The organism is Streptomyces monticola (assembly GCF_042665355.1).
Taxonomy (GTDB): Bacteria; Actinomycetota; Actinomycetes; order Streptomycetales; family Streptomycetaceae; genus Streptomyces; species Streptomyces monticola.
This window is the reverse complement of sequence record NZ_JBHTCF010000046.1, coordinates 1-10,434: the sequence shown is the minus strand read 5'-3', so window position 1 is coordinate 10,434 and position 10,434 is coordinate 1. Positions and strand designations below refer to the sequence as shown.

7 protein-coding genes and 1 pseudogene are annotated in these 10,434 nt (G+C 71.9%); 6 read left to right on the top strand and 2 right to left on the bottom strand.

The annotated features are described in order from the left end of the window. From ACFQVC_RS42110 to ACFQVC_RS42100, 3 genes and pseudogenes are all read left to right on the top strand, one after another. Nucleotides 1–160, top strand: a pseudogene (locus ACFQVC_RS42110) (2-oxoacid:ferredoxin oxidoreductase subunit beta); the annotation flags it as partial. Between the two features lie 39 nt (nt 161–199). After that, nucleotides 200–526 carry a ferredoxin gene (fdxA, locus tag ACFQVC_RS42105; RefSeq protein WP_381841986.1) on the top strand — a complete coding sequence of 109 codons (327 nt, stop codon included), beginning with the start codon at nt 200–202 and terminating at the stop codon, nt 524–526. A gap of 664 nt (nt 527–1,190) precedes the next feature. Beyond that, a complete protein-coding gene (locus ACFQVC_RS42100) occupies nt 1,191–3,701 on the top strand; it encodes a BTAD domain-containing putative transcriptional regulator (protein ID WP_381841983.1) in 2,511 nt (836 codons plus the stop codon). Nucleotides 3,702–3,890: 189 nt separating this feature from the next. On the opposite strand, the gene ACFQVC_RS42095 is transcribed toward ACFQVC_RS42100, so the two are convergent. Together ACFQVC_RS42095 and ACFQVC_RS42090 are read right to left on the bottom strand one after the other, a co-directional pair. Continuing rightward, complete coding sequence (locus tag ACFQVC_RS42095) at nt 3,891–4,643, bottom strand: thioesterase II family protein (protein WP_381841980.1); 753 nt, start codon at nt 4,641–4,643, stop codon at nt 3,891–3,893. A gap of 29 nt (nt 4,644–4,672) precedes the next feature. Next, on the bottom strand, nt 4,673–6,931 hold the full coding sequence (locus ACFQVC_RS42090) for an alpha/beta fold hydrolase (RefSeq protein ID WP_381841977.1): 2,259 nt from the start codon (nt 6,929–6,931) through the stop codon (nt 4,673–4,675). A 328-nt stretch (nt 6,932–7,259) separates the two neighbouring features. On the opposite strand from ACFQVC_RS42090, the gene ACFQVC_RS42085 reads away from it, so the two are divergent. The 3 genes from ACFQVC_RS42085 to ACFQVC_RS42075 all read left to right on the top strand — a co-directional run. Further along, nucleotides 7,260–8,447, top strand: coding sequence for an acyl-CoA dehydrogenase family protein (locus ACFQVC_RS42085; RefSeq protein WP_381841974.1), 1,188 nt, complete (start codon nt 7,260–7,262; stop codon nt 8,445–8,447). A 153-nt stretch (nt 8,448–8,600) separates the two neighbouring features. After that, nucleotides 8,601–10,187, top strand: a complete 1,587-nt coding sequence (locus tag ACFQVC_RS42080; protein ID WP_381841971.1) for an aspartate aminotransferase family protein — start codon at nt 8,601–8,603, stop codon at nt 10,185–10,187. A gap of 15 nt (nt 10,188–10,202) precedes the next feature. Continuing rightward, the coding region (locus ACFQVC_RS42075) for a carboxyl transferase domain-containing protein (protein ID WP_381841968.1) at nt 10,203–10,434 on the top strand (232 nt) is incomplete at its 3' end.

Here is a 10,434-nt window from a genome sequence, read left to right as displayed (position 1 = left end):
CACCCTGCACCACACCCCCATCGGAGTCCTGCGCAGCGTCGACCGGCCCGTCTACGACACCCAGATGACCGACCAACTCGACGCCGCCATCGAGCAGAACGGCAAGGGCGACCTCGCCACCATGCTCACCGGAGGCGATACCTGGACCGTCGCCCGCTGAGGCCCCAAGGGTCCATCGCACCGACCACGAGGAGTTCCCGTGACCTACGTAATCGCGCAGCCCTGCATAGACGTCAAGGACAAGGCGTGCATCGAGGAGTGTCCCGTGGACTGCATCTACGAGGGCCCACGGATGCTCTACATCCACCCCGACGAATGCGTGGACTGCGGTGCCTGCGAGCCGGTCTGCCCGGTCGAGTCGATCTTCTACGAGGAGGATCTGCCGGAGAAGTGGAGCGCGTTCGGGACCGCGAGTGCCGAGGTGTTCAACGAACTCGGCTCGCCCGGCGGCTCGACCGTGGCCGGCCCCCTGGCCCGGGACCACGCGGTGGTCGAGGGCGTGACGGCGGCCGTCGGGCAGGCCTGAGCCGGTCATCGGCCGCTCGCCGTACCGCGTGCCTTCCGTGTCAAGGGCCGCATCCCAGACCCCCGTTCGGCCGGTGTCCTCCGTATCCCCCGCGCTCGCACCGGCCGAACGGGACCTTCCGGTCCCGCCGGGTGCCCCTCCAGGACGCCCCGCCACGAGGGGCCCGCACACGCTCACCGGCCGCTCACCGGCGCCCCATCACCGCTGGCCACCGGCCCGCCCGGCTACCGCTGCGACTTACCGAGGTTCCCGTAGCCCGCCGCGGCGAGGTACCCGCACCATCGGAGCATGAGAAATCCGGGACCGGACAGAGAGCGGACACTGAGCGGCCCCGGCTCGGCGCGCAGGCGCCCGCGCCCGGCCTGAACCGCCCCCGGCAACGCTACGGGCCCCACCCCCGGGCGAACTGGAGTGCGAACTTCCATCGCGGGGAGCGCCCGCCAGGATCCGCCGCAGAGCGGGCCCGGACACCGGACAGCACAGCGCCACCGGGCAGACCGAGCAGACGAAGACGTCGTCCCCCACCAACGGCGCCCGCCCCATCACCGAGCCGCACCCCGTGCACCCCACGGCGCGGCGGCAGCCGAAACGGCAGTCCGCAGCGGACGGCGCGACGTCGCGCCACCGCCGGACTGCCCCGTCCCAGGGAGGAGTGGGAACACCCATGAGGTTCCGTGTTCTTGGGCCGCTGGAACTCACCGATCACGGTGACACCGTGCCGATTCAGGGCACAAAGCAGCGCGCGGTATTGGGATTTCTCCTGCTCAACGCCAACCGGGTGGTCTCCACCAGCGCATTGATGGACGCCCTGTGGCCGATCGACGAGGCACCCAACACGGCCCGCAAGATCCTGCACAACGCCATCTGGGGACTGCGCGGCGCGCTCGCCTCCGGACAGGGCGGCGACGACGGCGACGGCCCGTCGCTGATCACCCGGCCGCCCGGCTACGTCCTGCAACTGGAGCCGGAGACCGTCGACTTGTACAAGTTCCGGCGGCTCGCCGACGAAGGGCAGGCACACCTCGCGGAGGGCTCCGCACCACGGGCCGCCACGGCCCTGCGCGAGGCAGTCGGCCTGTGGCGCGGCGCCGCGCTCGCCGACCTCGTCGAGGCGGGCTTCGACTGGCCCGAGCTGGCCGGCCTGGAGAACACCAGGATCGACGTCCTTGAGGACTACTTCGACGCGGAGCTGTCGCTCGGCCGCCATCACTCCGTACTGCGCGAGATAGAGGCCGCCGTCGAGGCGGGGACGCTACGGGAGCGGCTGTGCGGGCAGTTGATGCTCGCCCTCTACCGCTGCGGACGGCACACCGACGCCCTCAGCACCTACAACCGGATGCGCCGTGAGCTGGTGGAACAGCTCGGCCTCGAACCGGGTCGCAGCCTGCAGTGGCTGCAGCAGGCCATTCTGCGCCACGACGACTCGCTGCTCGCCCCGGTCACCCCACGCCCCCGGACCGAGCCCGCGCCCCGGACCGAGCCCGCGCCCCGGACCGAGCCCGCGCCCCGGGCCGAGCAGCCCTCAGGGACCGAACCGGCCCCGCGGGCGGCCGTGCCGCGCCAGCGCACCGAACAGCACACCCGCACGGCCGTCGCCGCGGCCGAGCGCGTGGCAGCGCCCTTGCGCCAAGAGGCGCATGAGGTGCCGGAACACCCGGAGCACCCGGAGACGCCGGCGCCGGGGCACCCCGAGCCGGCGGCCGTACCGGAGGGGGAGGCGCTCGCCGCGTCCACCGCGGCGCCCGCCCTTTCCGCGCGCGCGGGGGTCGCGCGGCAGGCGTGCAGCGTCGTGATGGTCCAGGCCGCGGTGGACGACCGGCGCGCCGCCCCCGAGGGCATGGGCGCGGAGTCCGGCCTGGCATCGGTGGCGGAGACCCTGTGGGACACGGCCGGCTACTTCGGCGGCACCGTCGCCGCGCCCGCCGGGCCCGCGCTGCTCGCCGTGTTCACCGGCGCCGAGGCGGCCAAGCGCGCCGTCTCCACCGCCCTCGCACTGCTCGAACCGCGCTCCCACGGGGCGGTGGCGGTCTGCGTCCGCGCCACCGTGGTGACCGGCGAGGCCCAGCTGTTCCGGCTCGACGCCGAACCGGACGCCGCGCCCATGCTGGCGGGCCCGGTGCTCGACACCTGCCGCACCCTGATGGCGCACACCGCCGCCGGCACCGCACGGGTCTGCGAGCGGACCCGCGCCCAGACGGGCGGGACCACGGGCGTCAGCTACACCCCATCGGGCGGGGCGGCGGCGGGCTGGCGGGCGCGCTCCGTGCAGTGGCGCTCCCTGGCCCACCCCTCCATCCCGATCGTCGACCGGGATTACGAACTCGACGTCCTGAGCGGTCTCCTGGGCCGCTCCCGGCATCGCTCGGTCGCCCAGCTCGTCACCGTCCTCGGCGAGGGCGGCGTCGGCAAGACCCGGCTCGCCCTGGAATTCGAGCGGCGCGCGACGGCCCGCTGGGACGACGCGGAGTTCCTGGTGAGCGGACCCGAGGGCGCCGGCCGTCCGCTCGGACTGCTCGGCAATCTGCTGCTCGCCCTGTGCGGCGCACCGGCCGGCACGGACGCGGCCACCGGCGCGGGGCTTGTGCGGCAGGTCGCCTACGGATGCATCGCCGACCAGGCCGAGGCCACCGAAGTCGGCGCCTGCGTCACCGAGTTGATCACCGCGGGGGAGCACGGTCCGGCGCCGCACCGCCTGGAGCCGCTGCGTGCGGCGGGCTGCCGGCTCCTGAACGCCGTAGCCCTGAACCATCCCTTGGTGATCGTCGTCGACGACGCACACGAACTGGACGACGAGAGCCTGGAGTTCCTCGAACGGTTCGTCGCCGGCGCGGGGCCCTCGCCCGTCATGCTCATCGTCGCGGCCCGCCCCGATCTGCTGCGGCGCCGGCCCGCGTGGGGCAGCGGACAGGCACAGGGCACGACGCTGACGCTGCCGCATCCGACGGACGCCACCGTCGACCGGCTCTCCGACATCCTCCTGGCGAAGATGCACCAGGGCCAACTTGCCCTGCCCACGGCGGTGATCAGCGAGGCGCTCCGGGACGAGGCACCGCGCTCCCGGCGCCGCGCGTTGCTGCGGACGCTGATGCGGCTCGACGCGTCTCCCCGAGTGCGGCTCGGTACGGGGGAGTCGCTGGTGGATCTGTCCACCGTGCCGTCGACCACCGCACCGTAGGCCGCCCTCCGGGCTTGTCCTCGAACTCCCCCAGCTACCGCGGGGAGGTGCCCCCGGACGGGCTTGATTTGGTGACCGTGTACCGGAAGGCCGAGAGCCTTCCGGTACACGGGGATATATGGAGCCCGTCCGGCGATTGAGGACAGCCCGGAGGGCGAGGTAGCGGTCACCAGGGCGACGGCCGGTTGTTCATCTCCCGGACGACACCTCCGCCAGCACCCCGTCCGTGATCACCGTCGCCACGCCCGGCAGTTGCTCGTCCAGGTAGAAGTGGCCGCCGGGGAAGACCTCAAGGGCGAAGTCGGCCCGGGTGTGCTCCTGCCACTCCACCGCTTCCTGCACCGTCACCACCGGATCGCGGTCCCCGACCAGGGTGGTCACCGGCACATCGAGCGGCGGGCCGCCGCGCCAGGTGTACGAGCCGAGCGCCCGGTAGTCGGCGCGCAGCACGGGCAGCACCATCTCCAGGAGCTCCGGGTCCTGGAGCACGGCCTGGTCGGTGCCGCCGAGGCGGCGGACCGCGGCCAGCACGTCGGCGTCGGTGGCGAGCCGGTCGTGGACGCTCGGCTGCGGGCTAGGCGCGCCACGGCCCGACAGGAACAGATGCTTGGGGCAGGGCACTTCACGCTCGGCGAGCAGCCGTGTCGTCTCGTACGCCACGACCGCTCCCATGCTGTGCCCGAAGAACGCATACGTCTCGTCCGCGGAGTCCGCCAGCTCATCGGCGACGGCCTCGGCCAGCGCGGTCAGACTCCGCGACGGCTCCTCATGGCGCCGGTCCTGCCGCCCCGGGTACTGCACGGACAGGACGTCGAGGCCCTCGGGCAGTGTCCGCGCCAGGCGCAGGAACGCGGTCGCGGAGGCCCCGGCGTGCGGGAAGCACACCAGCCTGAGCCCGCCGTCCTGTGCGGACCCGAACCGGCGGAACCATCTGCTGTCCACTGTGTCTCCCTTCGTTGCGGCCGCCGTGCTCAACGCTCCGACTCCGCGGAGCCGTCGACACGGGCGAGGATCTCGTCGGCGACGAGGCCCGGAACCTCCTGGGGCTGCCAGTGCGAGACCCCGCGGAGCGTGACGAGGCGATAGGGCGCGGACACGTACTCCGCGGTCTTCTCCGCCGCCAGCGTGCTGACCGACTCGTCGGCCACGCTCCAGATGAACGTCGTCGGCACCGTCACCTCGCCCATGTCGCTGCGCCCGTCCAGGAGGGTGCCCGCGCGGTACCAGTTCAGGGCGGCGTGGAAGGTGCCGGGCCGGGTGTGGAAGTCGATGTAGCGGGCCTGCTGCTGTGGGGTGAGCGCGTTGTCCGCGCCCGCGAGAAGCCCGCGCAGCCTGGCCGCGTCGTCGTCCAGCCAGTACTGCGTGGAACCCTCGGCGGTCAGCAGGTCGATATACCTCGACGACCGCTGCTGCTCCGGGTCGACACGATAGGCGTGCTGGTACGCGTCCAGGTGCGGGAAGGCCACGGCGGTCAGCGTCCGGACCCGGCCGGGGTGGTGCGCGGCGAGATACCAGGCCACGATCGCGCCCCAGTCGTGTCCCACGACATGGGCGCTCTCCAGGCCGAGTTCATCGAGGATGCCGAGGACGTCCCCGGCCAGCAGCGGCAGCGCGTACTCCTCGACGGCGTCCGGGCGGGCGCCGGGGGAGTAGCCGCGCTGGTTGGGAGCGATGGTGCGCAGACCGGCCAGGTTCAGGGCCGGCACGACATCGGTCCAGGACTCGAAGTGGTGCGGCCAGCCGTGCAGCAGCACCACGGGCTCGCCGTCCTGCGGCCCGGCGATCTCCACGTCGAAGGTGAGGCCGCCGGTGGTGATCGGGACGACCTCGCCTCCGCTGCTGCTGCGCACGGCGGGACGCACGGCGCCGGCGGCACCGCCGGGAGCGGAGCCCGTCGTGGAACCGGCGGCCGTCTTCGATTCGGCGCCGGACGCGATGTGCCGGGTGATCTCGGGGGCGCCGAGCGCCTCCTGCCCGTCGAGCAGGCTGGCGACGCGGATATACGCCACGGCCACCTCGTCGTACTCAGCGGCCGCCGCGAGCAGCCGGCTGGTCTGCTGCTGCTCGGGGGTGTCGGGGCCGGCGAGCCCCAGGCGCGCGATGTCGTTGCCGAGCGCCAGGTCCCAGGGGGTGTCGACGGCGACGCGGGCCAGGTCCGCGAAGAACTCGACGGCCTGCGGCTCACCGGGGCGGCCCACATGGTCCGCCAGGATGGTCGCCTCGATCGCCGCGACCGTCATCCCCTGCGCGTAGGTCGGGTTGAAGCTGCACACCGCGTCGCCGACGACGAGCAGCCCGTCGGGGAAGGAGCCGAGGCGCTCGTAGTGGCGGCGCAGATTCGCCGGGAAGCGGTACGGCACCAGGTCGTCGACCGGCTCCGCGCAGGCCACGATGTCGTACACATCCGGCGCGGCAAGGGACTTCAGGAAGTCGAGGAAGCCCTCCTCGTCGGTGGGCGGGTGGTCGCCGTCCATGCCGTAGGCGGTCACCACGGTGCGGCCGCCGTCGACCCGTGCGCACACGCCGCCGCGCGGGGACCCGGGCGAGGCCACCACGTGCACGGACAGATCGTCGCCCATGGCCCCTTCCGGGACGTCGTAATGGCGGGTCGTGTACCCGAGGCCGACCTTGAAGGCCTCCTCCTCGAGCGCGGGATAGCCCCACTCGCCCAGCCAGACAGGGGTGCGCGAGCCGCGCCCGGAGGCGTCCACCACCAGATCGGCGCCGAGGGTACGGGTGGTGCCGTCGGCGCCGGACAGGACGGCGCCCGTGATGCGCCTGCCGCCGCTCTCGTCGGTGACCAGCTCGACCACGCCGGTCTGCTCGAGCAGCCGCACCGCGGGCAGCGCCTGCACCCGGGCGCGCACCGTGTGCTCGATGAGCGGCCGGCTCGCCGACACCAGTTCCAGGCCGGAGCGCGGCTGCCGGATGGCCCGGCCTTCCAGTATCCAGCGGACATCGCCGGTGACATCGCCGTGTGCGGCCCCGGCCGCGGTGAACTCCCGGGTGATACCGGGGAAAAAGCCCTCGATGATCTGCTGTCCACGGGAGAGCAGCCCGTGCACATGTCTTCCCTGTGGAATCCGGCGGCGTGGGTCGTTGCCGTCGGTGAGAACATCACGCTCCACCACTACGACTTCGTCGTACGCGTCGGCGAGCACCCGCGCGGCGAACAGTCCCGCCATACCCGCGCCGAGCACGATCGCGCGACCCCGGCCTGAAATTCCCACGGCTTTGCCTCCGTCTGGTTCGCAGGGCGATCGCGAATCTTGTCGCGCGATCGACGTGCGCCACGCTACCGAGGGCCGGTGAATAGGCGTCAACTGCCGGATAACTGGGCGACCTTGCACCCTTTCCGAGTAGCCGGTTACCGGTCCGAGAACCAGAAATGACCCGGCTACTTCCGGACCGGATACGGTGAATTGGCCATTGCGGCAGTCAGCACGGCGGTGGCAGCGACCTGTTCAGAAAGTATGCGGTCAATTCACGGAATGTCAGGGCCCTTTGAAGAAATTACAGGGCGCTCTCAGGAAAGACGGCACAGACCAGAGGAGCAGCATGACCACGACCGTCCCGGCCACCGAATCATCTGTAGGCGGGCAGGAGCTCATCGCCCGGGCCAGCGAACTCATCCCGCTGCTGCGGTCCAACATCGACCGCACCGAGCAGCTCGGCAACCCTGCCCCGGAGAACCTCGACGCCCTGCGCAAGTCCGGCCTGTTCCGGCTCACGACGCCGGTCGCCCACGGCGGGCTGCACCCCAGCATGCGCACCCAGGTCGAGATCATCGCCGAGGTGGGCCGCGGCTGCGCCTCCACCGGGTGGATCGTCGCCAACCACGCCGCGTCCACCGAGTTCACCCTCATCCTCGACGACGAGGCCACCGAGGAGATCTTCGGCGACAACCCGGACGCGATCCTGCTCTCCGCGGGCACAGGACCCGGCGCACGCGCCGAGAAGGTGCCGGGCGGACTGAAGATCAACGCGAAATTCCCGTACGCCTCGGGCTGCGAGATCTCCGACTGGGCGCTGTGCGTCGCCATCCCGCTCTTCGACGGCGAGCGCCAGATCGGTGCCGCCAACGCCCTCGTGGCGCTCGAAGACATCCAGGTCACCCGTTCCTGGAACGTGGCCGGCATGCGCGGCACCGGCACCCACGCGATGACCCTCACCGACGTGTTCGTGCCCGACCGGCGCATTCTCGTCGTCGAGAAGGACAACTTCGACCGGTTCGAGGAGCTGCTCGGCCCGACCGACCTGGTCAGGGGCAATCTGCACTCCCTTTCCGCCCTGGTCGGCGCCGCCCGCGGCGCGCTCGACGTGGCGGGCGAGACCCTCGCCAAGGGCAAGCCGATCGTCTACTCCACCTACCGCCGCGCCGCCGAATCCCCCGCCATCCAGCGGGCGTTCACCGAGGCGACGCACCTGGTGGACACCGCGTATCTGCACATGCTGCACGTGGCCGACGAGTTCGACCGGCTGCTGCCCGGCGAGGAGCTCCCGCGGGTGGCCCGCGCCCGCGCCCGGATGCACTCGGCGTCCGCACTCACCAGCTCCCGCGAGGCCATGCAGCAGATCCTGCACATCGCGGGCACCGGTGGCTTCGGCAACACCAACCCGGTCCAGGCCTACTGGCGTGACCTGGAGGTCGGCAGCCGCCACAACCACCTGGCCCTGCCCCTGATCATCGAGGACTACGGCCGCGCGCTGCTCGACATCGGGCCGACGGTCACCGCGTTCCACTGAGCGTGGGGCGGTGCGCTACGGGGGGCGGGGTGCAGGCACTCGACCTCGCACCGTCGACCGGCGCACCGCCACCCCGCCACACCGTCCTTCGGACCTGTCCCTGATCTGTTTCCGCCCCCGACCATCCACCGACCACGGAGGCTTGACCCGACCATGGCCGACCTAGACCTCGCCGAATCACATCTGCTCGGCTGGCTGTCCACCGTCGGCCTCGACGCCCACTATGTGCGCGCCGAGGGCGACTACCTCTACCGGCTCGACGAGCAGGGGAACGAGATCCCCGTGGTCGACTTCGCCGGGGGCTACGGCTCGCTGATGTTCGGCCACAACCACCCCGAGATCGTGGCCCTGGCCCAGGAGATGCTGGCCGCGGGCGCACCCGTGCACGCCCAGTTCTCCCGGCACCCCTACGCGACCGAGCTGGCCGCACGGCTCACCGCCATCGTGAGCCGGGAGACCGGCGAGGACGAGACGTACAACGCCGTCTTCGCCAACAGCGGCGCCGAGGCCGTGGAGATCGCCGTCAAGCACGCGGAACTCGACCGTGCCCTGAAGGTCGCCGAACTCCAGGCCGAGATCGCGGAGCACATCGAGGCGGCCCGCGCCGCCGTGGCCGCGGGCACGGCGAGCGTGCCCGCCGAAGCCGCCCTCGCCGTCGGCCTCGACGCCACCGCGCCCGAGCCCGTCGGCCTCGAAGCGCTCGCCACCCGGATCACCGAGGTCAACGCGGCCCGCGCGGGCGTCGAGCCGCTGCTCTTCGCCCTGGAGGGCGGATTCCACGGCAAGTTGATGGGCAGCGTCCAGCTCACCCACAACGCCGCCTACCGCATCCCGTTCGCGGCTCTCGGCACCTCGGCCCGCTTCATCACCCGCGAGGACCTCCCGGCGCTGCCGAAGATCTTCGAGGAGGAGCGCGTCGACCTCCTCGACCTGGCCGTGACCGGGAACGAGATCACGGTCGTGAGCCGCCCGCTGCCGCTGCTGTGCGCCTTCGTCCTCGAACCCGTCCAGGGCGAGGGCGGCATCCAGGTGCTCGACGCGGAGAGCGCCGCGCTGATCCAGGCAGCCTGCGCGGGGGCCGGCTGCCCGATCGTCGTCGACGAGGTGCAGAGCGGCATGGGCCGTACCGGCACCTTCCTCGCCAGTACCGGCATCGGCCTGCGCGGCGACTATTACGCCCTGGCCAAGAGCCTGGGCGGCGGACTCGCCAAGGCCGCCGTGATGCTGGCCCGCTCCTCGCTCTACCGCCCGCAGTTCGAGCTGGTGCACAGCTCGACCTTCGCCAAGGACTACTTCTCCACCACCATCGGACTCAAGGTCCTGGATCTCCTGGAGGCCGACGACGGCGCGGCCTACCGCAAGGCCGCCGAGCGCGGGGCCCACCTCATCGAGATGCTCCGTTCCGTGCAGCGGGACTTCCCCGACGTCGTACGCGATGTCCGCGGCAGGGGCCTGATGGCGGGCCTGGAGTTCCAGGACCAGTCGGAATCCGGGATCGAGGAACTGCGGCAGCACGCCGAGGGCGCCACCCTCGGCTACGCACTCGCGGGCAAGCTCCTTCGCACCCACCGGGTGCGTACCTTCCCGACCGCCAGCTCCCCGAACACCCTGCGCTTCGAGCCCTCGATCCATATCGGCGACGAGGAAGTCGCCCGACTCGAGTCGGGTCTGCGCGATGTGTGCGCGCTGCTGCGCACGCAAGACGGTGCGGGCCTCCTGGAGACCACCCCAGCGGCGTGAGAGGAAGAGAGTGTCATGGCAACACCCTTGCGAGAACGGGCCCCTGAGGACCGTCAGGCGACCGGACCCGTCGCCGAGCTGCGCGCCATCCGGGAGCAGGCCGCGGCCGGCCCCAGTGACAAGGCGACCGAATCCCAGCACGCCAAGGGCAAGCTCACCGCCCGTGAGCGCATCGAGCTCCTCCTGGACGCGGGGTCTTTCAAGGAGGTCGAGCAGCTGCGGCGGCACCGGGCGACCGGCTTCGGCC

Bases quoted from the DNA above. Each gene is read 5' to 3' on its own strand.
- ACFQVC_RS42100 (WP_381841983.1), top strand. From the start codon at position 1,191: ATGAGGTTCCGTGTTCTTGGGCCGCTGGAACTCACCGATCACGGTGAC.
- ACFQVC_RS42080 (WP_381841971.1), top strand. From the start codon at position 8,601: ATGGCCGACCTAGACCTCGCCGAATCACATCTGCTCGGCTGGCTGTCC.
- ACFQVC_RS42085 (WP_381841974.1), top strand. From the start codon at position 7,260: ATGACCACGACCGTCCCGGCCACCGAATCATCTGTAGGCGGGCAGGAG.